Here is a 23,481-nt window from a genome sequence, read left to right as displayed (position 1 = left end):
CTGGCGCTGGGGCGCTTCGGTCGATGTGCGTGCCCAGCATCGAATTTGACTCGAAACCTGCCGTTAACTCCTATGGGGCAAACTCACGTCGGTCGGGTTCGTTGCTGCAGGCACTGCTATGCTTAGAAGTCTTATACGCCTTTTGAAAGGCGATCTCGGATCCCGGAATCACGAAGAGGGCGCGGGAGTAACCCGGTATCAAGCGGATTCCGGTGAGCACCTGCGGGCCGTGTTGGATCAGGCGATCGACGCGGTTGTCAGCATCGATCACGAAAACTGTATCACCTATTTCAACGCAGCCGCCGAGCGGCTGTGGGGCTATGCTGCGGACGAAGTGGTTGGCAAGAACGTGAAGCTGCTTGTGCCTCGTGAGATGCAGGCACGCCACGATAGCTTCGTGAATGCGAACCGCGAGACAGGTCGCGACAAGATCGTCGGGACCAGCCGCGAAGTTCAGTTGGAACGTAGGGACGGTCAGAAGGTCTGGTGCGACCTTTCGCTTTCCAAGGTGCGTATGCCGGACGGCAAGATCGTCTACACGGCTTTCGTCAAGGATGTCAGCGAGCAGCGATCGGCGCGGACGCAGATCAATCAAACGCTCGAGCAGACGATCGATGCAGTCGTCACCATCGATGACCAGAACTGCATCACCTTTTTCAACAAAGCGGCGGAGGCCTTGTGGGGGTATAGCGCCGACGAGGTGCTTGGGCAGAACGTGAAGCTGCTCGTTCCCCCTGAAATGCGCGGTCGGCACGATGGCTTCGTCAATGCGAACCGGTCGACCGGGCAGGACAAGATCGTGGGAACCAGCCGCGAGGTCGAGATTCACCGCAAGGACGGATCGGTCCTCTGGGGACAGCTCTCTCTTTCACGCATCGAACTCGACGATGGGCGCAAGTTCTACACGGCTTTCGTCAAGGATGTGAGCGAACAAGTCCGACAGCGCGAGGATTTCCGCTTGCTGTCGCTGGTCGCTAACGAAACCGACAACTCCGTTATCATTACCGGGCCGGATCGGCGCATCCATTACGTCAACCCAGGTTTTGAGCGGCTGACCGGTTTTACGGCGGCGGAAGCCAAGGGCAAGAGCCCAGGCGAACTGCTGCAGGGCGAACTGACCGATCCGGAGACTGTGACCCGGATCCGCGAAAAACTGAACGCTCAGCAACCGTTTTATGAGGAAATCCTGAACTACGACCGGCAAGGCCAGCCCTACTGGATCTCACTCGCCATCAATCCTGTGTTCGATGCCAAGGGTAACCTGGAGAACTTCATCTCGATCCAAACCAATATCACCGCGACCAAAACCAAGCAGGTCGAGTTCAACGCGCGGCTGAAATCGATCAGTCAATGCAGCGCGATCGCCGAATGGACCCCGGCCGGACAGCTGGTCGACATGAACGAGTTTCTGCGTCAACGCTGCCGTGGCATCAGCCAGGCCTGCGAGCTGACGGAGTTCGTCACGACGGCTGACATTGACGCTGCGGGTGAGTCTGGTCTGCGTATCGAAGTGGAATGGCCTAGAGGCGATGGACAGTTTATCGTCCTGGATGGATCGTTTACGGCCGTTCGTGAGGTCGACGGTCAGGTGTCGAAATATCTGATGTACGGCAACGATGTCACCGATCGCCGCCGCGTGATCAACGAGACCGATGCGGCGCTTGGGGAGGTGCAGCAGTCCAGCCGCGAGATCACGGGGATGGCGGATGCCGTGAACGGGATCGCCGAGCAGACTAACCTACTGGCGCTCAACGCGACGATTGAGGCGGCGCGGGCTGGCGATGCTGGTAGGGGCTTCGCGGTGGTGGCGCAAGAGGTCAAGAACCTGGCGCAGAAGTCGCAGTCGGCCGCCCACGACATTCAGACGCGAATCACCCAGAACGAAGAGCGTCTTGAACGCTTGTCGGCGTCGATCCAAAGACTGGCGGGATGATACCTTTGAAGCGATCGCTCAGCAGGGCAGATCTGCTGCAGGCGCCCTCACCGATGCCAGTCGAGCGCTTGGCCGGCCTCTGGTGCGCTGGAACGCGGGCTGTCGCATGACCAGTTGCGCAGGCACTCGTTCGCTTAGGCGTATGAGAGCCTCGCTCTAACTGAATCTCCGGTCAGCCGGGCGTGGGGTTGCCCCGCGTTTAAGCACGCGGGTGCTGGGGAAACGGATGCGCACGGTGGTGCCGGCGCCAAGCTTGCTGTTCATCTCGAGCCGTCCCGCGTGGAGGTCGACGATCTTTTTCACCAGTGGCAGACCCAGTCCGGCACCGCCGTGGCCGCGGGCGAACGCCGATTCCACCTGGGTAAACGGTTCGAAGATCCGCTCCATGTCGGTGGTGTCGATGCCAATTCCCTTGTCGGCCACGGTGATTTCGTAGCCGCCCTCATGATCACGTCCGGCCGTGACCGTGACCCGGCCGCCCTCGCTGGAGAACTTGATCGCATTGGTAAGCAGGTTGGTCAGTAACTGGCGGATCAGCTGTGGATCCGCCCGCAGGTCGACCTCCGGGTCGACCGGTTTTGCCTGCAGGCGCACGCCCCGTTCGCCTGCGGCTTGCTTGACGGACGTCAGGACGGTGTCGAGCGTCTCGTCCATTGCCACGACATCTTCGTTCAGGCGCAAGGCACCGGCGTCGGCCTTCGCCAGTTCCAGGATGTCATCCAGAATGCCCAGCAGGTGTCGGGCGCTTTTCAGGATGTGTTCGCCGTAATCGCTGTATTTCGAATTATCGATCTTGCCCAACATCTGCAGCGAGATCACCTCGGCGAACCCGATGACCGCGTTCAGGGGCGTGCGCAGTTCATGGCTCATGGTCGCCAGGAACTGGCTTTTCGCCTGATTGGCGGCGTGGGCCTGACTGCGCTGGAAGTTGGCCTCGCGCATCGCGATCTGGAGCCGGTCTTCATGGGCATAGCGCTGCCGGGCGAACAGCTCGACCGTGTAGTTCGACAGCAGGCCAACCCCGACCGTGGCGATCAGAAAGGCCGTATTCGCCGTCACCATCGCCGTGCCAAGATCGTTCAGAAGGACCGTCGCCAGGACGTAGGCGATCGCCAGCAGGACGGTCACGCCGACCGCTACGAAGAAGTGCAGTCGGATCGCGCTGGTTGAATAGACGATCACCAGGCTGAGTCCGGCATAGTACCAGCCCGAGACGGGCGGTCCGGTCACCAGGGTCATCGCGATGATCCCCAATCCCGCCATCGCCATGCCGCCGCCCAACAGCAACTGCGCGAACCGGCGGAAGGTTGCCGTATTCACCGCCAAGGCCATCGCGATCAATATCGGGCATACGCCGAGGAAGCGGATCGCAAGTAGCGGGGTCAGTTTATCCGGCGCGACCACGAGCAGGTCCAGGACCCCGAACGCTCCATAGATCGCTGCGCCCAGGAACAGCGCGGCACGTAGGATGGCACGCGACCGGTTAAAGAAATCGCGCCGGAAATCGGCTTCCACTTCCGGATCGAGGAAGACCGGCGGAAACCGACGAATCGTTAATTCCTGCTCGACGGCCGCAGTTGCCCTGTCCTGCGTTCGCGCCCGGCCGGGCTCTGCCGTGGGCGTCTCCGTGTGGTCCGCGGGCGGGAGGGTCTGGGGCATCTCTGGCTGCAGGGTCGGCGCCGTGTCGGTGTGGTCGACGGAGGCGCGGGGGCGTTCACCGTTCGTTAACAGTGTGAAGAAGAGATTAATCTGCATAACGGTGTAGGCAATTCACTTTAATGTACCACCATTTAAGCATTGTCATGCCACTTTAGCTATGATGCCCGAGAAGAACGCGGGGGAGGGGTAAATACGTGTTTAAGACAGGGGGCGTTGGGAGGCACCATAACCGGTATAAACTTAATGCCGGGGAGGCGCTGGTCCTATCGATACTGGCACTGTTTTTTGCCACGGACAGGGCCGAGGCGGGCGGCTACCAACTGCGCCAGCAAGGTACGGGGGCTCTAGGAAGCGCTGTCGCGGGGGCGACTGCCGGAGCGCATGGTCTTGAGAACCTTTTTTTCAACCCAGCCGTGGCCGGACTGGTCGATGCCCCGGCGGCCAGCGTCACCGCGACCCTGATCGCGCCGCAGAGCGAGATCACGCAGGCGCGGGGAACGAACGCGGCGGGGGCTGCTGCGAATGGGCGCGCACGTGTCGGCGATGCCATGCCCAATCCGGTTGCCCCGGCGCTCTACGCGGCCATCCCGCTGGATGCGGAGGTTGCGGGCGGCAAACTGTCGCTCGGCTTTTCCGCCAGCGCGCCGTTTGGCCTGGAGACGGATTACGGCCGCGACTGGCAGGGCCGGTATCATGCCGTCGGCACGGAAGTGACGACCTACAACCTCAACCCGATGCTGGCCTTCCGCCCGAGCGACACGCTGACCTTGGGGGCCGGCGTTCAGGCGCAGTACTACCGGGGTGTTCTGTCGAATGCGGTTTTCACGCCGAGCGGAGATGGATTCGCAGAGGTCGACGCGGACGATTGGGCGCTGGGCTTCAACCTCGGCGCACTTTGGACGCCGGTTGCAGGCACCCGGCTCGGTGTTGCCTATCGCTCCGCCGTCGACCACAGCCTCGAGGGGGGTGCCGACTTTTCGGCGCGCGTGCCGTTCCCCGATGCAAATGCGCGCGCGGACGTCACCACGCCGCGCTCGGTCTCCATGGGGTTGAGTCAGCGGGTGTCGGAGCGCTGGACACTGCTTGGCGAGGCGCAGTGGACCGACTGGAGCACGTTCGACTCCCTCGAGGTCGCGTTCGACAACCCGGGCCAGCCCGACGATATTACCCGCCAGGATTGGAACGATGGCTGGTTCGCGGCGGTGGGCGTGCGCTATCGGGCGAGCGAGGCGTTGGCAGTGTCCGCCGGCGCGGCCTACGACTGGTCGCCGGCGCCGGACGACACCCTGACGCCGCGCATCCCCGACGCCGACCGGGCGTGGCTGTCGCTGGGGGTGGACTGGACGCCGGAGAGCTGGGTCCGCCTGAAGCTCGGCTACGCGCACCTGTTCATGCCGTCGCGCACCATCGACCTCGACGCCGGCGACCCCGGCAACGGGGCCCGCGGCGACCTCACAGCGACGACCGACACCGACGTCGACATCGTCTCGGTCACGCTCTCTGTCAGCTTCTGACTTGGCGGAAGAAGGGCGCCGTATCGCCGGCGGCGCTCAGTCCTTCGGGTTATGTACCGCGAGGCGCTCGTCCGTATCGGCGTCGACTTCCGTGAGCTGGACGTCGTAGCCCCACAGGAAGGCGATGTGCCGCAGCACGCGGCGGGTTTCCATCGCGTCCAGCTGGCGGCGATCCTGCACCCGGTGTTCCAGGTAAAGCTTGCGATCGCCGCGCAGGTTGGCCTCCACCACCTCGATCCGTGGCTGGGCGGCGACCGGGTCATGCGCTTCCGAGAGCGCGCGGCGCAGGCGTTTGTAGCCGGCGTCGTCGTGGATCGCCTCGACGACATAGTTATCCTCCGCGCTGTCGTCGCGTAGCTTGAACAGGCGCAACTCGCGGATCAGCCGCGGGGAGAGGTATTGCAGGATGAAGCTTTCGTCGCGGAATTCCGCCCAGGCCTCGCGCAGCGTCTCGAACGGGCGGCCGTTGCCGGCGATTTGCGGGAACCAGGCCGTGTCCTCCTCGCTGGGGTCGGTGCAGATGCGCTCGATGTCCTGCATCATCGCGAAACCGAGGGCGTAGGGGTTCATGCCCGAGAACCCGCGGTCGTCGAAGCTGGGCTGCGCGATCACGTGGGCGTGCAGATGCAGAAACTCCAGCATCGTGCCTTCGTCGATCCGGCCCTGGTCGCGCAGCCGGTTCATGATCTGGTAGTGGGTCCAGGTCGCACAGCCCTCGTTCATCATCTTGGTCTGGCGCTGCGGCTCGAAGTAGGCGGCCAGCTCGCGCACCATCTGCAGCAGGTCGCGCTGCCAGTTCTCCAGTAGCGGCGCGTGCGCTTCCAGGAAGTACAGCAGGTTTTCCTCGGGCAGGCCGAGCGCACGGCGCTGCGCTTCCAGCTGCTCGTCCTCGGGCTCGTGCACTTGGCCGCCGGCGGGTTTGGGCACGGTGCGCAGCCACAGGTCGTCGGTCGCTTCCCGCTCGGCATGGCGCTGCTGGTGCGCGCGCCGGCGTTCGGCGGCGAGGTCCGGCCGATCGCCACGGCGGTCGCGGTCGACACCTTGAGCGGAGAGCGCGTGCGCGGCGTCCAGAATCCGCTCGACCGCCTGCTGGCCGTGATATTCCTCGCACTCCGCGACCAGTCGGCGGGCATAGCGCAGGTCTTCCAGGATGCTGTCCGCATCCGTCCAGCGCTTGAAGGTCTGGTTGTGCTTGAAGAAGTGGTTGTGCCCCATGGCGGCGTGGGCGATCACGGTCGCCTGGGTCGCCATGGTGTTCTCTTCCATGATGTAGCAGAGCGAGGGGTTGGCGTTGATTACGATTTCCAGCGCCAGGCTCTGCAGCCCCTTGCGGTACAGCGTTTCCTGCTGGGCGAAACGCTTGCCGAACGACCAGTGGGAATACATCACCGGCATGCCTACGGAGGCGTAGGCGTCCAGCATCTGCTCGGAAGTGATGACTTCCAGCCGGGTGGGGTAGAGATCCAGGCCGAGCTCCCCCAGCGCGATCTCCTCGATCGCGTCATAGGTGCGCTGGATCGTGTCGAAGTTCCAGTCGGCGCCTTCGAACAGCAGTTGGCCGGACTTGACCGCGGGGGCGCCAGGTTTGCTGTCACCAGGCTTCTGCGATCCTGTCGTCGTGGCGCCTGCCTTCTGAGATTCCGTCTTGGCCCGGCTGCGGCGCTGGCCGCCGGCTTTCTTGCCGGTACCCCGACCGCTGGACTTCGGCTTGTCCGTGCTCAAGACGTCGTCTCCTCCTGCCGGAACAGGTCGTGGAACACCGGATAGATGTCGCCCGGTTCCCCGATCCGCCGCATTGTGAAGTTTTCCTGCCCCTGGCTGAGCGGCTCATAGCCGCGCCACAGATCGCTCTCGTCGCTGTCGACGAAGCCGGTGCGCAGGCGCTGGCCAGGATCGATCTCAACGTAGGCCATGTACTGCGTGATCGGCAGAATCTGCTCGCGCAGCAGCTCGACGCAGTGCTTCACGTCGCCCGGTACGTCGTCGCCATCCGAGGCCTGGGCGACATAGATGTTCCAGGACGAGGTCGGATAGCGTTCCTCGACGACCCGCAGCATCTCCTGCAACGCCGAGGAGACGATCGTGCCGCCGGTTTGCTGGCCGTGGAAGAAGGTGTCCTCGTCGACCTCGCTGGCGAAGTTGGTGTGCCGGATGAACACGACGTGGACATTGTCGTAGTGCCGCTGCAGGAACAGGTGCAGCAGCATGAAGAACCGCTTGGCGAGTTCCTTCATCTCCTGGTTCATCGAGGCGGAGACGTCCATCAGGCAGAACATCACCGCCTGGGCGATCGGCTGGGGAACGTGCTCGAAGCGGTTGTAACGCAGGTCGTACGGATCGATGTACGGCACTTTGCTGCGCTTGCGCTTGAGCTGTTCCAGGCGGGTCTTCAGTTCTTCGATCCGCGCCTCGGCGGGCCGTCCGTCCGCAGGCTGGATTTCGCCGGCCTCCAGGCGCTCAAGCTCGCGCTCGATTTCCTCGATCGCGGCCGGTTTCGGCCGGCCGAGCGCGGCCCGCCGGGCCAGCGAGTAGCGCATCGTGCGGACCATGTTGAGGCGGTTCTGCGGCCCGCTCATGGAAAAGCCGGCGCGTTTCGGCTTGGCCGCTTCCTCCGCTTTCAATTCGCGCTTCACCATGTCGGGCAGGCGGAGGTCCTCGAACAAGAGGTCGAGGAATTCATCGCGCGAGAGGGTGAAGACGAAGTCGTCCTGGCCTTCGCCATCCTCGCTGGCGTTGGACCCGCGGCCACCGCCCTGGGGCGGCCGGCGAATCTCGTCGCCCTCGCGGAACTCCTTGTTGCCTGGTAGCACGCGGCTGCGCTGGCCGATCGACGGGTCGCGCTTGAACTCCGGCTCGTGCGTACCGTCGGTGGGGATCGTCACCGTCTCGCCGGAGGAGGTGTCGGAGACGCTGCGTCGGCGAATGTTCTCCGCCAACGCTTCGCGCAGCTGCGTGCGCGTCCGGTTCACGAACCGCTGACGGTTGCCGAGGTTCTTACCCTTGGGGTTCTCCCGGCGATCGATGATCCGCATGGCGCTCAAGACCTCCCGGTCATCGCGGGATCAGGCGCGGCCCGGGCCTGTCGGGCCCGGGGCTCGGGCCGGCGGGACGGCCGCCCGGTCCGGCGCGCCACCCTAGCCGGCCTCCCGCACGCGCATGTACCATTCGACCAGGCGGCGGACCTGTCGCTCGGTGTAGCCGCGGGCAACCATCCGCTCCAAGAAGGCCTGGTGCTTACCGGCTTGCTCGCTGTCCTGCTTGCTGCCGAACGAGATCACCGGCAGCAGTTCCTCGATCTGCGAGAACATCCGCTGCTCGATCACATCGCGGATCTTCTCGTAGGAGGTCCAGCGCGGGTTGGTGCCGCCTTGCTGAGCGCGCTGGCGCAGGGCGTATTTGACGACTTCGTTGCGGAAGTCCTTCGGGTTGCGGATGCCCGCCGGCTTCTCGGTCTTCGACAGCTCCCGGTCGAGCGCGTCGCGGTCCAGGATCTGGCCGGTATCCGGGTCCTTGTAGTCCTGTCCCTCGACCCAGGCATCGGCGTAGGCGATGTAGCGGTCGAACAGGTTCTGGCCGTAGTCCTCGTAGCTTTCCAGATAGGCCTTCTGGATCTCCTTGCCGATGTACTCGGCATAGCGTGGCGCGAGTTCCTCCTTGATGAAGGCGATGTATTTCTGCTCGCGCTCCTGATCCAGCTGTTCGCGCCGGATCGCGTTCTCCAGCACGTACATCAGGTGCACCGGGTCCGCCGCCACCTCATAGGTGTCGAAGTTGAAGGTCTCCGAGAGCACCTTGTAGGCGAAGCGGGTGGACATGCCGTCCATGCCCTCGTCGACGCCAGCGGCGTCGCGGTACTCCTGCACCGTTTTGGCGTGCGGGTCGGTGCCCTTCAGGTCCTCGCCGTTGTAGACGCGCATCTTGGCGTACAGCGAGGAGTTCTCGTGCGGCTTGAGGCGTGTGAGCACGGAGAAGCGCGCCATCATGTCGAGCGTGCCGGGCGCGCACGGGGCCTTGGCGAGTTCGGACTGGGCGAGCAGTTTGTCGTAGATTTTCGCTTCTTCGTCGACGCGCAGGCAGTAGGGCACGCGGATCAGGCTGATCCGGTCCAGGAAGGCCTCGTTGTTGCGGTTGGCCTTGAAGGACTTCCACTCGCTTTCGTTGGAGTGGGCCATGATGATGCCCTGATAGGGCAGGGCGCCGACGTTCTCCGAGCCGACGTAGTTGCGCTCCTGCGTCGCCGTCAGCAGTGGGTGCAGCATCTTCTGCGGCGCCTTGAACATCTCGACGAACTCCAGCATGCCCTGGGTCGTCAGGTTCAGCGCGCCGGAGTAGGAGTAGGCATCCGGATCTTCCTGGCTGTAGAACTCCAGCATGCGGATGTCGGGCTTGCCGACCAGCGAGGAGATATCCTGATTGTTCTCGTCGCCCGGTTCCGCTTTGGCGACGGCGATCTGGCGCAGCTTGGAGGGGTGCAGGCGCACGACGGTGAACTTGGAGACATCGCCGCCGAACTCGTCCAGGCGTTTGACCGCCCAGGAGGAACACATGCCGGGCAGCCGGCGGATCGGAATGCCGTATTCGCTTTCCAGGCTCGGGCCGTCGCGGTCCGGATCGAACAGGCCGAGTGGGCTCTCATAGATCGGCGAGGTACGGTCGCCAGCCTTGAGAACGTAGATCGGCTGGTCTTCCATGAGCTTCTTCATGCGCTCGGCCAGCGACGATTTGCCGCCGCCAACCGGCCCGAGCAGATAGAGGATCTGCTTGCGCTCTTCCAACCCTTGAGCGGCGTGTCGTAGGAAGGCGACGAGCCGCTCGATCGTCTCTTCCATGCCGAAGAAGTCGGAAAAGGCCGGATAACGCCGGATCGTGCGGTTCTGAAAGATGCGTCCAAGGCGGCTATCTTTAGAAGTATCAAGCATCTCAGGCTCGCCGATCGCCTCCAACAGGCGTTCGGCCGCACTGCAATAGGCCGTCGGATCCTGGCCGCAGAGTTGGAGGTATTCCTGCAGCGACATCTCCGCATGCTGACGCGTGCCATAGCGTTCACGAAGATTGTCGAAAACCTGGCTCTGACTCATCGCGATCTCACTCCGACGTGGATCATCCGGCTGTCGGTTAAAAGATTCGTGCGCGACAGCGGGCTTGTACATAAGATTGTGGCTCACACGGTCGCCCACGCAAAGGGGCGGGGGGCGTGCCACGATGTTTCCTAGGTTGGCGTCCTCCTGGTCCGGCGCGACGGTCTCGTGCGTGCCTAAGCTAGGGGAGAGATGGGCGCACACCGCGGCGCCAAGGTTCGTTTAATCCAGGCCCTTCCTTTAAGGATGGGCGGCGCCGGCCCCCCCGGCAAGCGCGGTGTGCGGCATTCGGTTCAGATATTATGCCACCAAGTGAAGGTTGATATGAGCCTAATCGTCATCTCGCGGCTTCCGGAAAGCATCCGTCCTGGCTGCTGTGGCCTAACCGCACTGGTCAAAATTTCGTATCGATGTTTGTAAGTTTGACCTTGAAGGTCGAAGGGATCAGGAGTACCGAAAGTTGAACTTGTGCGGTTTTACCTCTTTTGCGTTCAACAAAGGGGGCGCAAATATGTGGTATAATAAGACCTGCAAGGTCTGAGGCTTGGCCGGGAGAGTTCGCATGCCCGGCGCATGACTGTCGCGACGGACAAGGTGGGACGGACGGCGCCTGCAATTCCCACCTGAAGATTAAAACGGGGACATAACATGACGCGCGCGAAGCGGGAGGCCGGCTTGTCCGTTGGACGCATCCGGTCCGAAAGCGGTGCTGTCCGAGGAAAGGTGGTGCGAACAGTGGGGCCGGGGGCCGGATGATCGTCCCAAGTGCGTCGATGGCGCTGATCGAAAATTTGCCGATCAGCGTAATCCTGCTGAACCGAGATCTCGAAGTCCTGCACACGAACCTGTTCGCGGGGAGCTATCTGACCTCGCAAGATACGCTAACGGTGAAAGCCGGTCATCTCGTCTGTAAGAATCCCGAAAATACCCAAATGATTTCCCGTGCGGTCGAGCGGGCTTGTGATGCCGACACGCCGAGCGGGGGAGCAGTGGTGACCTCCCTGCTCGATCCCAGGTCGTTGAACCGCGTGATCCTGAAAATCGTGACGATCAACGAATACTGGCTCGCGTCCACCGATACCGGGCCGAACGAGCAGGTTGTCGCGATGATGGTCGAATTCGGCCAGATTTCCGAGACGGGTGCGAAGGGGTTGATCGACACCTTCGATCTGTCGCCGGCGGAGTTCGATATCCTGAAGAAACTGGCAAGTGGGCTGGTGCCCAAGCAGATTGCCTACGAGCGCGGCAGTGAGCTTTGGACCGTGCGTACGCACATCCGCAACATCAAGGCGAAAATGGACTGCCGGACGGACAACGAACTGATCATTCTGTTTAACCGTTTCGCCCGGTTCTGACGGAGCGTCCTCGTGTCGGCGGCCCCTGAGCCCGCTGGCGAACCTGCATAGGCATGAGCGCACTTAGCCGTCGCAGAAGGACAAGGACCGGTGGGAGGGTACCGGTCCTTGTCGTGGGGCGCCGCCGATCGGTCTGCGTTCAATCTTGGCCGGTTTTGATTTCGATATTCTCGAAGGCGACCGTGACCGGCTCGGCAAAGCGCTTGCCGTTCACCCAGTCGTGCCGCATGAAGGTCGGTGCCTCGATGTGGATCTGCAGGTCGTAGGTGCCGTCGCCAGGAACCTGGATGTTCCGGCCGTAGTGATACAGGCCTGGATGCCAGAGGAAGGGCGCCTGGAACGAGGCGACCTGACCGCCGTCGGTGGCGCGCACGGTCACGTGGATGGTCAGACCAGGGATAAAGCGTTGGTCGGTCGCATCCAGCACCGCGACCTCGATATGGCAGTTTTCCTCGCCGGGATCCCGCCACTCGAGGGCACCTTCGTTGAAGACGTACATGCCTTCGGCCTCTTCTTGGGCGAAGGCGACGATATAGTCACCGGCCCGTTTGGAGCCGCCAGTGTGCGCGACCTCGCTGACCATGTAGTTGAGCGATTCCTTGTATTTCGCCCCTTCGGCCTTGGCCATCTCAAGCTGCTTGCGATCGGCCTCGTCGCTTTCCTGGCTCGGCGGCAGCGTATCGGTGTGTTGCGCTGTCATCTCGGTTTCTCCTGTCCGCGTGTTGCGTGAGCTCATGGCGCAGCGTGCGCTTGGTTGGCTCGCCGGTTTGCAACAGGTGAACGCGGGGAGAAGTTCCGCTCTTGCGTGTCAGAGCGTGCGCAGCCTGTTGCCATCCGCCGCTGCCGAAATGTCGCCAGCGGATGTACGTGCTGAGTGCGCCAGCTAGAACAGGCCGAGCCCACGCAGGCCAGCAGCCAGCGTTACAGCCGCGAAAATCGCCGGAATGCTGCGGCGGGTGAGCAGCACCACAGCCGTGGCGGTCAGTACGGCCAGGCTGGTGACGACACCGCCTTTAATCGCCAGCGCAACCACCAAAGAGATCAGGATCGAGCCGGCAAGGTATTCCAGAAATCGCTCGATCCGTGGGGTTAGGGGCACCCGCTTGGTGAGGAACAAGCCGCCGGCGCGCAGCAGATAGGTTGCCACCGACATCAACCCGATCACGGCGTAGGGGCCGAGGCCCCAGGTTTCAGCGCTCATCGCGCAACGCCCCGGTCAGTCCCCCGGCGATTCCGCCCAGGACGACGAACCACATCCCAGGCAGCAGTTGCGCGGCGATCAGTGCGGTGGCGGCGGCGACGCCCCATGGCAACGCATCGCCTGGCCCGCGCCACATGCCGGTTAGGATGATGGCAAAGAAGGCTGGCATCAGCACGTCGATGCCCCAGCGGGCCGGATCGCCGATTCCGCCGCCCAGTGCGTAGCCTGCCATTGTGAACACGGTCCAGACGACCCAAAAGACCAGGCCCGCGCCGATGATAAATCCGGCATCGTCCATCCCGTCGTCGAACTCCTTGAGCGATTTCGCCCAAACGGGATCGACCAGGAAGAACAGGCTGGGATAGACCTTCCAGCCCGGCAGGTGGGCGATCCACGGCCGTAGGGCCGCGCCCATCAGCAGAAAACGGGAATTCACCGCCACGGTGGCGAGCAGGATGGAGAACACGGGCAGCGGCTCTTGCCATAGACCGAGCGCGGCGAACTGCGAGGCGCCGGCGAATACCAACCCGGTCATCAAAGCAGCGCCGAGCGCGTCCATGCCGCCCTGCTGTGCGGCAACGCCGAACGCGACCGCGAACGGGCCGACGGCGGTTACCGCCAGCACCGCCATCTCGCGCGCCCCATAGCGCATGCCGGCCAGCCCGAACCCGATCCGCTCGCGTGCTGGACGGCGTTTGGGCTCGGCTGATTCCTGACCGCTGCTCGACATCTGTTTGATATCCAGACTGGATGATCGTTGGCGGGCGGGAAGCGGCGCAAGAGATCACACATAGCACGCAGCCGCGGTGGGACCGACGCGCCGCGCGCGTAGCTGCGTTGCGCCGATCTCCCGTCTACGGGCTGGTGGGAATTTGCGCAAGCGCGCGGCGGGTCGATTACCGGCCGATCCGGCCGGTGACCCAGTATCTGACACGGCTGCCATGTTGCGCCAGAAAGGCGTCGACAGCCGTATCAACGCTTTGCTGGTGGGCCGAGGTCACCAGCTTTTGCAGCAGCTCCGGCGGGAGGTTGATGCGGGAGAGTACCTGCGCCGCCCAGGGATGGTCGGCCGTGAACGTGCGGTGGCCGAGGATGCGGATGCGCTGTGGTCCGCCGAACGCCCGCTTCGGGTCCTCCAAGAACCGTACATTGAGAGCGCCCAAAACCCAGTGCGGTTTGCGCCCGGTCGCGATGATGGGGTCCCCACGCTTGCCCGCGCGCTTGAGAGCCAAGGTTGCGCCCGCCTGGCTTGACGGGACGAGCGACCAGTCCTTGAGGCGATAGAGCGCGCGTGCCCGTTCGGACAGACGCACGAGGCCGGAGCCGGCCTCCCCGACATGGATCCGGCCCGCGAACCGTTGCCGGATAGCTGGCGCGCGCAGGTCGTCCAGCCCGATCACGGTTTGGGTCGCGGGTATCGTATCCGGGACCAGCCAGCCGACCCGGGCGCGGTAACTCAGCGTGCCCAGTGTCTGGGTGCGACCTTCGAGACGCTTGAGGAAGACGGCGTGCGTGTCCGGTGTCCAGGCGCCCGGGAATACGTCGATCCGCTTGTTTCCCAGCGCGCTATACAGGAACGCCACGTCGGCCAGCACCAAGTGTACATGATAGCCCAGACGCTGGCGGAGCACCTGGGCGATCATCTCGGCCGTCACGGTATCGGTCACGCTAGCGGTATGGCCCAGCTCGATGGTGTTAGATGCGGCCGGATAGGCAGCACGGATGGGGGTGAGGTCGGCGTGTTCCATCTTTTCGGCCATCGCCGATCCGACAACAGTCGCGTGCGCCAACAGCAGCCCCGCGAGTCCGATGGCGCATCGACACAGACAAGGGAAACTGAGCGAGAGCAGGGGCCATGCCATGGTTCCGATATGTCGTTCGCCAGATATTACGGCAAGCGATGGATCGGTCATGCAACTGGCAGGGCCGGGATAGGCCTGATAGGTTTAGAAAGTCGAGATTGTCGCCGGCGCTGTTATACGAATGGCAGTTTCGCTTCGTGTCCGCGCGTGCTTACCCTTGTCTTGGGAGGTCCAGACCGTGATCCGAGTCATCGGCCGTCGCCGCGATCGTCACGACGCGTCCGCAACCGGGTCACGAGACGGGCGTGTGCCCGAGCGTGGGCGCTTGCATCTGCTTGCGGGTCTGGCCGGTACCGCTGGTGCCCTGTTCCTGCCCACGGGGCTGCGGGCCCAGAACTATGGGGCGGAGCAACTGCGCTTTTTCCGGATCGGGACGGCCAGTACTGCCGGGACCTACTATCCGATCGGCGGCATCATCGCGAACGCGATCAGCAATCCGCCCGGGAGCCGTTCGTGCGATACCGGCGGCAGCTGTGGCGTGCCGGGGATGATCGCGGTGGTGCAGTCGACCGAGGGGTCGGTCGCCAACGTCCAGGCGATTCACCAGGGCAGCCTCGATTCCGGTTTCGTTCAGGCGGATGTCGCCTTCTGGGCATACAAGGGCGAGGGGCTGTTTGCCGACCGCGGTCCGATGGACAACTTGCGCGCGATCGCGAACCTCTACCCGGAAGCGCTGCATCTCGTGATCCGTCGGGATGCGGGCGTGCTGGAGGTCGCCGACCTTGCGGGCAAGCGAATCTCGCTTGACCGGGAAGGTTCGGGCACCCGGGTCGACGCCGAACTGATCTTGAAGGCGTACGGTCTTTCGCCGGACGATCTGCAGGTGAGCAGCCTGCCCGCTGGTCAGGCGGCTGACGCCGTGCGGCGCAACGAGTTGGACGGCTTCTTCTTCGTCGCCGGCACGCCCGCTAACGCGATCGCCAATCTGGCGCGCGACGTTCCCATCACGCTGTTGCCGATCCGCGGCGAACCGGCGGCACAATTGCACCGTACCTATCCCTTCTTTGCCGCACATGGCATCCCCGCCGGGACCTACCGCAATATCCCGCAAACCGAGACCCTGGCGGTTGGCGCGCAGTGGCTGGTGGGCGCGGAGGCCGATGCGGACACGATCTACGAAATCACCCAGGCGCTCTGGCATCCAAGCACCCGCCGTCTGCTCGACAACGGACATCCCAAGGGATCACGCATCCGGCTGGAAACCGCGCTTGATGGCCTTGGGGTGCCGTTGCATCCGGGCGCGCGTAAATACTATGTCGAGCGCGGTTTGATCGGTACCGAGTAGCCTTCGCGCGCATCCTTCCCACCCGCAAGCAGGCTTTATCCTTGGCCCGTCCTGCGCTAAGCCGCTCTCCGGGCGCGTTCGCGTCCGAACCAATCTGTCTTTTGGCACGTACCGCTGCACGAGGCCCAAGCCGATGGACCTGACCTCTTATCTGGTCGAAGACGCCGACGAATCTACGCTGCCGCTTACCCCGCTCGGTCGGGATCAACTGAACGACTGGCTGGCCGGTCAGCCCGGCTTCGTGGCCGCCTGGGTGCAATCCAGCGGTTTCACGGGCAAGCCGGGTAGCTATGCGCTGGTGCCGGGCAACGAGGGGCCGCTCGCGCGTGTGCTGGTCGGGGTCGAGGATATCGAGGACCCCTGGGCCTTCGCCGCCCTGCCCACGCAATTGCCGCGCCGGCGTTACCGGCTGGAAGGGCAATACGACCGCGTGGCTGCGGAGCGCGCCGTGCTTGGCTGGCTGCTCGGTTGCTACGCGTTCGACCGCTACAAAGCACGTGAGAGCGAGCCGGCCAGCCTGGTCCGGCCGACGGCGGCCAGCCGGGACAGCGTGCTGCGCCTGGCGCAGGCGACAGCGCTGACCCGCGACCTGATCAACACGCCCGCCAATGACATGGGGCCGGAAGCCCTTGGCGAGGCGGTGCGTGCGGAAGGCAAGCGCTATGGCGGCAAGACCACGACGATTCAGGGCGATCAGCTGCTCAAACGTAACTATCCTGCGATTCATGCTGTCGGTCGGGCCGCGGCGCAGGAACCCCGGTTGGTCGACTTGCGCTGGAACAACGGCGGTGGGCCGCAGCTAACCCTCGTGGGCAAGGGGGTCACCTTCGATACCGGCGGATTGGACCTGAAGTCGGCCGCCGGCATGAAGCTGATGAAGAAGGACATGGGCGGCGCCGCACACGCGCTGGCGCTGGCCAAGCTGATCATGGACGCGGAGCTGCCGGTCAGCCTGCGCCTACTGATCCCGGCGGTCGAGAACAGCGTCTCCGCCGATGCCTTCCGGCCGCAGGACGTTGTCCAGACGCGCAAGGGCAAGACGGTGGAAATCGGGAATACGGATGCGGAAGGCCGGCTTGTCCTGGCTGATGCCCTGGCCGAGGCGGAACGCGACAACCCCGAACTGGTGATCGATTTCGCCACGCTGACAGGGGCGGCGCGCGTCGCGCTGGGGCCGGATGTCCCGGCGCTGTTCACCAATGACGACGGGCTGGCCGATCGCTTGGCGTATGCGTCCCGGACGGAGCGCGATCCCCTGTGGCGCCTGCCGTTGCACGAGGGCTACCGCAGTTGGCTCGACTCCAAGGTCGCTGACCTAGTCAACGTGCCGGACAACGGGTTCGGGGGGGCGATCTCGGCGGCCTTGTTCCTGCGCGAGTTCGTGCCTGACAAGACCTCCTGGGCGCACTACGACGTCATGGCTTGGAATCCGTCGGCGAAACCAGGCCGACCGCAGGGCGGCGAGGCGATGGCCCTGCGCGCGACCTTCGCTGCGGTGTGTGACTGGGTAGAGGAACGCAAGGTCTGATCCGACGGGCATCGACAGCGTCGATGCGGCTGCCTGGAAGCTAATTGCGGACCGGCCAGGTCTCCACCTTGACGTCTTGAGCCAGCTGGCGGGCATAGGCCATCGCCGCTGGCCGGGCGTCGAATTGCCCCAGCCGGACCATGTAGAGCCGGCTGCGGGTGGCGAAGGCGTGTACGATGCGCACGTCATAGCCGGCCTGGCTTAATTGCTGGGCGCGCGCGATCGCATTCTCGATCTCTCTGAATGCCCCGACTTGAACGCTGTAGCGCCCGGCTTCCGTCGTTTCGATCACGCGCGGCGCATCGCTTTGCGGGACAGCCGGCGGCAAGGGCGGGGCGGAGGACGAATTGGCGGCGTCGGTCCCCTGCGCGTCGTCCGTGCGCGCGGCGACTTGCAGGTCGGATATGGGGGGCGTGCTGATCTCGGCTGTGTCGGCCGGCGTTTCCGGTTCAGCGTCAGCGTCGTTTGTGGCCTCCGGGCCGTCCGGTGACGAAGTCAGGATGTCCTGCGCGGCCAAATGCAGGGTCCAGGGAGAGACCTCCTCGTCCACGAGATCGGCTTTGGGAGGTGATGGGGCGGGCAGGTCGCCGGTGTGCAGGGTCGCGGTTATGACCGGAGGGTGTGGCGGGGCGTCGGCATAGGCCAGCCAGCCCACGATCCCCCCACAGCAGGCCAGTACCAGCAGCCAGGCGCTGGCCAGTAGCGCATGGTCGGCTGACAGCCGACGCGCGTGGGTGTGCCGATCAGCTCCTGATTGACGTTGCGCCCTCATCCGCAAGCGCTCCATCTCCCCGCTTCATATCCCCCGGCTTTAACAAGCTCCTTAAGACAATCTGCAGTTCTGCGGAAGAAGCTGCGCGTCTTTTTTGGGCGCAAGCCTAGCATGGAAACGGCCTTGTACCGTGTCCTGGGTGTTCGTCTGAGCGCTTTGGCAAGTAGGTGTCGGCGGCCATGCTAAATCCGTTCGATCGCCAAGTTGACAGTTCTGCCTTTCCGATCGGGCGGATCGTGCCGAGAACATGTCTGTTGACAGCAGGTTGGGCGTACGGTTGGTCGGCATACTGATGTTGTACGAGGCAGGGTCGGATGCCGGCCGGTGTTGGGAATGCGCAGCTCGCCTATATTCTCTCGTGCGTGAGTTTTCTGAGGCTGCGGTCGCCTTAGGGTTTTTGCGCCGCGATCGTATGTATAGCTAGTCAGGTGTCCAAGCATACGATGAGCCGCGTACGTCTGTGCGTACGTGTCGGCGTACGGTGGGGGAACGACCACGTGACGACGAAGCAAACCGGGCGGATCCTATTGATCCTGCCGCGTGCGAAGGCCGCGCAGCTCGAGAACCAGCTGGATGAGATCGAACAGGCCTTGGGTCCGGCGGGATCGGTGATACGCGAGATTGCGGACGATCCCGACCGGATGGCGATGCGGATCGTCGAGCTGTCGAACGAGGTCGACCAGGTCGCGGTGGGCGGCGGCGATGGCACGCTGTCCAGTGTCGCGCCGGCCTTCATGCAGACCGGTCTGCCGATGGTGATCCTGCCGCTTGGCACCGCGAACGATCTCGCGCGTACGCTGGGCATCCCGCGTGACCTGATCGCGGCGGCAGAGCTCGCCCGGACCGGCCGGCTCGAGGACATCGACGTCGGGGAGGTCAACGGCCACACCTTCTATAACGCCGCCAGTATCGGCCTGAGCGTCGACGTCGCCGAACGCCTGGAGGCCGGTCCGAAGCGCTACGGGGTGTTCAGCTATCTGCTGACATTGCTGGATCTGACGCGGGCCCGGCGGAATTTCCGCGCCTACGTGACCTGTGACGGCGAGCTGGTGACGTTGAATTCGATCCAGCTCACGGTCGGCAACGGGGTGCGTCATGGCGGTGGGGTACGGGTGCACGCCGACGCCTCGATCGATGACGGACGGTTGGACCTCTACAGCCTGGAACCGCAGCCGCTGTGGCGCCTGCCGATCCTGTTCCCTGCGTTTATGCGTGGCACCCACAATGCTTGGCGCAGTGTGACGAACCTTCGGGCGCGTGAGTTCCACGTCGAGACGCCAGCCAAGCCCAAGCGGGTCAACGCCGACGGTGAGATCGTCAGTCGCACGCCCGCGACCTTCAAGCTGCACCGCAATGCGGTCTGGGTCCGTCTGCCGCCCTCGGTCGAGCCTTAGCGGCGCTGCGAGCCGGCGCGTGCTTGGGCGTTGACGCACGATCGGGACACAAGGCGCACGGCCTGGATCAGACGTGTGACGCTTTCTGGTATGCCTTGCAGTCCTGATGGGTCGCTCGTATCTATACGAATATGGACATCATTCGCATCATCTTCGCCATCCTACTCCCACCGTTGGGCGTGTTCCTCCAGGTTGGCCTGGGCGGTCAATTCTGGCTCAACATCCTGCTCACCCTGCTTGGCTATATCCCGGGCATCGTGCACGCCGTCTGGATTATCGCAAAGCGGTGACGGTGGCTGGTAACGCTGGCGTTCAGAAACCGCTTTCCCGGATCAGCACGGCGGCCGCACTGCGCCAGGCTCGGGCAATCAGGCTGCGTCCCGTGCCGTCGACCATGACGGTGCCGGGCACGACCTGCTCGGGCGCGGCTTGGTCTGCGCGTGGCGCCATCTCGACGCGGTAGACGGGCGTGTGCGGCACCAGACCGCTGCCGGCGATCTCGGCCGCGGCGTCACGGGTCTGTCGACGTTCGGTCTCGATCCCGCCGCCGTAGGTCGCGGCCAGATACGGGATTTCCAGTCGGCTGGCGTTGACCGTTTCGCGTGCGCCAACTCTGACATCGATCGGCGCGCGTGCTGGATCCTGAGGGTAGAAACGGCCTGCCGCGCCGGCCTCGAAGCGGGCGACGTCACGCGCCCGGACATAGCCGCGCAGGCGTGCCGGGCTCGTGCCGATGATCCGCCCCAGCGTCTGCTCGCGCGTGATCCACTGTCCGGTGGCCAGCTCCGGGGGCACGTCGCTCAACCTGCCTGCGATCGGTGCGCGCACCGAGAGCCGCGCTTGTTGTGCCCGCAGGCCGTCCAGCCGTGTCCGGTCGGCGGCCAACTCCTGTTCCAGCACGGTCAGGCGGCCCAGTGTCTCCGCGCTCGCCGCCTGACGTCGCAGCAGCTGTTCGGCCAGCGCGATGCGCTTTTGGGTCTGGCGCAGCGCGTGTTCCAGCTCCGGCGAGTCCAGGCGGTACAGCAGATCCCCCTGTTGAACCTGGGCGCTATCCCTGGCCGCGATGTCGACCAGACGCGCGGGCACGGGCGGGAACAGGGCAGTGTGCTGACCCGCCTGCAGCACGGCCGGCACGGGCACGCGACTTTGCCATGGCCAGGTGAGTAACAGGACCACGCCAGCCAGTGCGGCGAGCGTTGCGATGAGGTTGCGGTTCAGGCGCATGGCCCGCCTCCGTTGCCACCACTGCGCCAACTCCTGAGCGATCGGCCGGGCGATAAACCAACTCAGCTCGACCGCCATCAGGAACAGGCCCAGCACCTTGAAGAAGAAGTGGTAGACCAGGATCGCGATCCCAAGGAACAGGAAGAACCGCCAGATCCAGGTGCTGTACGCGTATAGCAGTAGCAAACGTCCGGTGCGGCGGTCCCACCGCTCCGGTGGCGGCGCGCCGAAACCGAACAGAAGTTCCCGCAGCTTCCAGCGGCCAAGCGCGAAGCCCCGCGCTTGAAGGTTCTGTACCCCTAGCCAATCGGACAGCAGGTAATAGCCGTCGAACCGCATGAAGGGGTTGAGGTTCACCAGCAGTGTCATGGTCCAGGTTACGGTCGCCAGCAGGAACGCACCCGAGCGCAGCATCCCGTCGGGCAGGAAGGACCAGGCGAAGGTTGCGAGCAACGCCAGCATCACCTCCGCCAGCATGCCGGCCGCGCCGATCATCAGCCGTTGCCGCCGCGACACCAGGCGCCAGGCGTCCGTCGTATCGGTGAACAGCACCGGATAGAACACCAGGAAGGCGACCCCCATGGTGCGCACCCGACAGCCGTAGGCTTTCGCCATGTAGCCGTGCGCCAATTCGTGCGGCACCTTGGTCACGGCCAGCGTTGCTGCGAACGCCACCGCGCCTTGCCAGCTCAGAAAGCTGACAAAGGTGTGGGTGAACGTCTCCCATTGGCGGAGCGCCAGCAGTAGGCCGATGATGCCGAGGGCCAGGCACAGCCGCATGAACCCCCGGCGCATCAGTGGGCGCACCAGGGGCAGGGTCGCGGTCAGGAAGCCGTCGGGACGTACCAGCGGGATGCGGAAAAACAGATAGCGATGCAGCAGCCAGCTCCAGGGACTGCGCTTCTGCTGCGCCAGCCGGCGCAGGTGATCCTGCAGGTCGAGTTGGCCGCCTGTCTGGACCAACTGGTTGGCCGACAGGAAACGCAGGAGTTGCTGCAGCTGGCCCGCGTCGACCTGCACCGGCGTGGCGGCGTTGACCCGTTCCAGAACGTCCCGGGGGTCGCCCAGGTCCCAGTTGGCGAGTAGCTGGAAGGCGGTATGGCCGATCCGGAAAAAGCTGTTGCGCACCGGATCGTGGATCGTCCAGCTGGGGCTGCCGTCGGCGGCCTGCGGGGCCTCCAGGAGTTCCAGGTCGGGACGAAGGGGTGGCAGAACGTCGGGCAGTTGGCCCGCCCCAGGGGCTGGACTTTGGGCACGTGGGGCTGCAGCAGCGAGGCTCATAACCCCAGCCATTGACGTGCGCTTGCAAGCGGTCTGCGGAAGAGATGGAGCGCCAGCGGCACCTCTTCGCCGTACAGTTTGGCGGTCCCCTGAAGACCGGGCCGTTGGGATGGCAGCTCCGTCGGGAAGTCGGCGTAGACGCGGTAGGCCAGGATGTTGTCCGGCGTTTTCGCGGCCTCGTAGCTTGCCTGGGCCAGTTTGGCCGGCACCCGCTGCAGCGGCGCCACGTCCAGGAACAGCGCGACCTGCGCGCCCCGGGTTAGCTGAATTGCGTCGGCGACGGGCAGGTCGATGCGCAGACGCGTCTCGTTGGGGTCGGCGATCTGCATCACCCGTTCACCCGTGCGCACCGGCCGGCCGACCCACTCGTTGGGATCGGTGAAGATCGCCACGCCCGGCCGTTCGGCAGTGACGGTCACGCGTGACAGCCGTTCCTCCGCCTGCGCAAGTTCGGCGGCGCGGAGATCGCGCTTGGTTTCCAGAACGCGCAGCTTGGCGGTCTCCTCCCGGTCGGCGAATGCGCCCTGACTGGCGCGGCGCAGCTCCGCTTCCGCGATTGCCAGGGCGCGTCGGGCGACCGCCGCTTGGCTCTCCAGCTCGGTCGCGTCGAAGGAGAAAAGCTTTTGCCCGGGCGCGATCGACTGGTTGGGACTGACGTGCACCTGCGCGATCACCCCGTCCATCGGCGCGGCGACCACCCGTGGCTTGGCCGCCACGACTTCGGCCGGGGCCAGGGCGCTTTGCGGCACCGGAATCGCGAGCGCGGCCAGCAGACCGATGCCTGCCACGGCGGCGGCCACGCGTGGCCAGCGTCGTGTGTGCCGGCCCGCCTTGCGGCCAGCCAGCGCGCGCCAGGCGTGGGCGTAGCAATCCGCCAACCGCTCGGCGAGCACGAGGTCACCATCACTCCAGGCGGCGTCCCGGGTTAGCCAGAGCACGCCCAGCATCTCGCCATCGGGCGCAATCAGCGGGACCCAAAGCGCGTGCCCGGCGGCGAATTCCGTCCAGCCGGCCTGATGCTTGGTTGGGACATCGTCAGGACCGATCCGCCGGACCTGGCGCGCGGTTGTTGCGCCCGCCAGGTCGGCCAGCAGCTTTTCGGTCCAGTGCACGAAGGGCGCGTCGCGCTCCAGCACGGAAACGCCGGAGATGGCCTGCACGCGTGGCCGGCTGGACTCTCCCCCGGCCGCCAGCACCGCTTGGCGGAAATTCAGCAGCCGACGTGTTTCGTTGACCGCAACGAAGCCGAGCGCCTCGACGCTCTCGGCATGGCGGGCCGACCGCTCGAGCTGGAGGAACGTGGAAAAGCCGCGGAGTTTGGGATCGGTCGCTTGCATTGGGCCTCTCCCGGGTAATCCCGGGGGCTTTCGGTTTCCGGCTGGGCAAATACCCGCA

Annotated in this window: 18 protein-coding genes; 7 read left to right on the top strand and 11 right to left on the bottom strand. The window is 64.6% G+C overall.

The features are described 5' to 3' along the window. The first annotated feature begins 142 nt into the window (after positions 1-142). The gene (locus RHOSA_RS0115110) at positions 143-1,933 is read left to right on the top strand and encodes a PAS domain S-box protein (protein ID WP_200371968.1); all 1,791 of its coding nucleotides are present in this window, start codon (positions 143-145) and stop codon (positions 1,931-1,933) included. A gap of 156 nt (positions 1,934-2,089) precedes the next feature. On the opposite strand, the gene RHOSA_RS24405 is transcribed toward RHOSA_RS0115110, so the two are convergent. Beyond that, entirely contained in the window at positions 2,090-3,592 is a 1,503-nt protein-coding gene (locus RHOSA_RS24405) for a sensor histidine kinase (protein WP_169816640.1), read from the bottom strand. 194 nt (positions 3,593-3,786) lie between these two features. Here RHOSA_RS24405 and RHOSA_RS0115100 point away from each other — a divergent pair, with 194 nt between their 5' ends. After that, entirely contained in the window at positions 3,787-5,106 is a 1,320-nt protein-coding gene (locus tag RHOSA_RS0115100; protein ID WP_081728754.1) for an OmpP1/FadL family transporter, read from the top strand. A 36-nt stretch (positions 5,107-5,142) separates the two neighbouring features. Here the strand turns inward: RHOSA_RS0115100 and RHOSA_RS0115095 are convergent, their stop codons facing one another. The 3 genes from RHOSA_RS0115095 to RHOSA_RS0115085 all read right to left on the bottom strand — a co-directional run bounded on the left by RHOSA_RS0115095 (position 5,143) and on the right by RHOSA_RS0115085 (position 10,184). Next, positions 5,143-6,828, bottom strand: coding sequence for a SpoVR family protein (locus RHOSA_RS0115095; protein WP_437123674.1), 1,686 nt, complete (start codon positions 6,826-6,828; stop codon positions 5,143-5,145). Beyond that, on the bottom strand, positions 6,825-8,138 hold the full coding sequence (locus RHOSA_RS0115090; protein ID WP_027289328.1) for a YeaH/YhbH family protein: 1,314 nt from the start codon (positions 8,136-8,138) through the stop codon (positions 6,825-6,827). Before RHOSA_RS0115090 ends, RHOSA_RS0115095 begins: the two co-directional genes overlap by 4 nt. Positions 8,139-8,240: 102 nt before the next feature. Next, positions 8,241-10,184, bottom strand: coding sequence for a PrkA family serine protein kinase (locus RHOSA_RS0115085; RefSeq protein WP_027289327.1), 1,944 nt, complete (start codon positions 10,182-10,184; stop codon positions 8,241-8,243). A gap of 773 nt (positions 10,185-10,957) precedes the next feature. Here RHOSA_RS0115085 and RHOSA_RS0115080 point away from each other — a divergent pair. Continuing rightward, positions 10,958-11,539 carry a helix-turn-helix transcriptional regulator gene (locus RHOSA_RS0115080; protein WP_169816639.1) on the top strand — a complete coding sequence of 194 codons (582 nt, stop codon included), beginning with the start codon at positions 10,958-10,960 and terminating at the stop codon, positions 11,537-11,539. Between the two features lie 139 nt (positions 11,540-11,678). Here the strand turns inward: RHOSA_RS0115080 and RHOSA_RS0115075 are convergent, their stop codons facing one another. From RHOSA_RS0115075 to RHOSA_RS22850, 4 genes are all read right to left on the bottom strand, one after another. Then, on the bottom strand, positions 11,679-12,239 hold the full coding sequence (locus RHOSA_RS0115075; protein WP_027289325.1) for an iron transporter: 561 nt from the start codon (positions 12,237-12,239) through the stop codon (positions 11,679-11,681). A 183-nt stretch (positions 12,240-12,422) separates the two neighbouring features. After that, positions 12,423-12,740, bottom strand: a complete 318-nt coding sequence (locus RHOSA_RS0115070; protein ID WP_027289324.1) for an AzlD family protein — start codon at positions 12,738-12,740, stop codon at positions 12,423-12,425. Beyond that, complete coding sequence (locus RHOSA_RS0115065; RefSeq protein WP_027289323.1) at positions 12,730-13,470, bottom strand: AzlC family ABC transporter permease; 741 nt, start codon at positions 13,468-13,470, stop codon at positions 12,730-12,732. The genes RHOSA_RS0115070 and RHOSA_RS0115065 overlap by 11 nt, the downstream gene beginning before the upstream one ends. A 166-nt stretch (positions 13,471-13,636) precedes the next feature. Then, positions 13,637-14,500, bottom strand: coding sequence for a glycine betaine ABC transporter substrate-binding protein (locus RHOSA_RS22850; RefSeq protein ID WP_051432193.1), 864 nt, complete (start codon positions 14,498-14,500; stop codon positions 13,637-13,639). A gap of 349 nt (positions 14,501-14,849) precedes the next feature. Between RHOSA_RS22850 and RHOSA_RS0115055 the strand changes: the two genes are divergently transcribed. Together RHOSA_RS0115055 and RHOSA_RS0115050 are read left to right on the top strand one after the other, a co-directional pair. After that, positions 14,850-15,887 carry a TAXI family TRAP transporter solute-binding subunit gene (locus RHOSA_RS0115055; protein WP_200371967.1) on the top strand — a complete coding sequence of 346 codons (1,038 nt, stop codon included), beginning with the start codon at positions 14,850-14,852 and terminating at the stop codon, positions 15,885-15,887. Positions 15,888-16,020: 133 nt separating this feature from the next. Continuing rightward, positions 16,021-17,415 (top strand): leucyl aminopeptidase family protein, encoded by a 1,395-nt coding sequence (locus tag RHOSA_RS0115050; RefSeq protein WP_037256457.1) that lies wholly within the window; start codon positions 16,021-16,023, stop codon positions 17,413-17,415. 40 nt (positions 17,416-17,455) lie between these two features. On the opposite strand, the gene RHOSA_RS0115045 is transcribed toward RHOSA_RS0115050, so the two are convergent. Next, complete coding sequence (locus tag RHOSA_RS0115045) at positions 17,456-18,187, bottom strand: SPOR domain-containing protein (protein ID WP_169816638.1); 732 nt, start codon at positions 18,185-18,187, stop codon at positions 17,456-17,458. A gap of 497 nt (positions 18,188-18,684) precedes the next feature. Here RHOSA_RS0115045 and RHOSA_RS22845 point away from each other — a divergent pair, with 497 nt between their 5' ends. Further along, the gene (locus tag RHOSA_RS22845) at positions 18,685-19,581 is read left to right on the top strand and encodes a lipid kinase (RefSeq protein WP_037256455.1); all 897 of its coding nucleotides are present in this window, start codon (positions 18,685-18,687) and stop codon (positions 19,579-19,581) included. A 131-nt stretch (positions 19,582-19,712) separates the two neighbouring features. Continuing rightward, positions 19,713-19,871 (top strand): YqaE/Pmp3 family membrane protein, encoded by a 159-nt coding sequence (locus RHOSA_RS24835; protein ID WP_037256452.1) that lies wholly within the window; start codon positions 19,713-19,715, stop codon positions 19,869-19,871. A gap of 22 nt (positions 19,872-19,893) precedes the next feature. Here the strand turns inward: RHOSA_RS24835 and RHOSA_RS0115030 are convergent, their stop codons facing one another. Both RHOSA_RS0115030 and RHOSA_RS0115025 read right to left on the bottom strand, forming a co-directional pair. After that, positions 19,894-22,086, bottom strand: a complete 2,193-nt coding sequence (locus RHOSA_RS0115030) for a site-2 protease family protein (protein ID WP_051432192.1) — start codon at positions 22,084-22,086, stop codon at positions 19,894-19,896. Further along, positions 22,083-23,423, bottom strand: a complete 1,341-nt coding sequence (locus RHOSA_RS0115025; protein WP_027289318.1) for an efflux RND transporter periplasmic adaptor subunit — start codon at positions 23,421-23,423, stop codon at positions 22,083-22,085. The genes RHOSA_RS0115030 and RHOSA_RS0115025 overlap by 4 nt, the downstream gene beginning before the upstream one ends. Positions 23,424-23,481: the final 58 nt, after the last annotated feature.

The organism is Rhodovibrio salinarum DSM 9154, from assembly GCF_000515255.1.
GTDB lineage: Bacteria > Pseudomonadota > Alphaproteobacteria > Kiloniellales > Rhodovibrionaceae > Rhodovibrio > Rhodovibrio salinarum.
This window is presented reverse-complemented; position numbering and strand designations above follow the sequence as displayed.

Coding starts and splice junctions, on each gene's coding strand:
- RHOSA_RS24405 (WP_169816640.1), bottom strand. CDS start 3,592: ATGCCCCAGACCCTCCCGCCCGCGGACCACACGGAGACGCCCACGGCA.
- RHOSA_RS0115090 (WP_027289328.1), bottom strand. CDS start 8,138: ATGCGGATCATCGATCGCCGGGAGAACCCCAAGGGTAAGAACCTCGGC.
- RHOSA_RS0115085 (WP_027289327.1), bottom strand. CDS start 10,184: ATGAGTCAGAGCCAGGTTTTCGACAATCTTCGTGAACGCTATGGCACG.
- RHOSA_RS0115080 (WP_169816639.1), top strand. CDS start 10,958: ATGGCGCTGATCGAAAATTTGCCGATCAGCGTAATCCTGCTGAACCGA.
- RHOSA_RS0115075 (WP_027289325.1), bottom strand. CDS start 12,239: ATGACAGCGCAACACACCGATACGCTGCCGCCGAGCCAGGAAAGCGAC.
- RHOSA_RS0115070 (WP_027289324.1), bottom strand. CDS start 12,740: ATGAGCGCTGAAACCTGGGGCCTCGGCCCCTACGCCGTGATCGGGTTG.
- RHOSA_RS0115065 (WP_027289323.1), bottom strand. CDS start 13,470: ATGTCGAGCAGCGGTCAGGAATCAGCCGAGCCCAAACGCCGTCCAGCA.
- RHOSA_RS22850 (WP_051432193.1), bottom strand. CDS start 14,500: ATGGCCGAAAAGATGGAACACGCCGACCTCACCCCCATCCGTGCTGCC.
- RHOSA_RS0115050 (WP_037256457.1), top strand. CDS start 16,021: ATGGACCTGACCTCTTATCTGGTCGAAGACGCCGACGAATCTACGCTG.
- RHOSA_RS0115045 (WP_169816638.1), bottom strand. CDS start 18,187: ATGAGGGCGCAACGTCAATCAGGAGCTGATCGGCACACCCACGCGCGT.
- RHOSA_RS24835 (WP_037256452.1), top strand. CDS start 19,713: ATGGACATCATTCGCATCATCTTCGCCATCCTACTCCCACCGTTGGGC.
- RHOSA_RS0115030 (WP_051432192.1), bottom strand. CDS start 22,086: ATGAGCCTCGCTGCTGCAGCCCCACGTGCCCAAAGTCCAGCCCCTGGG.
- RHOSA_RS0115025 (WP_027289318.1), bottom strand. CDS start 23,423: ATGCAAGCGACCGATCCCAAACTCCGCGGCTTTTCCACGTTCCTCCAG.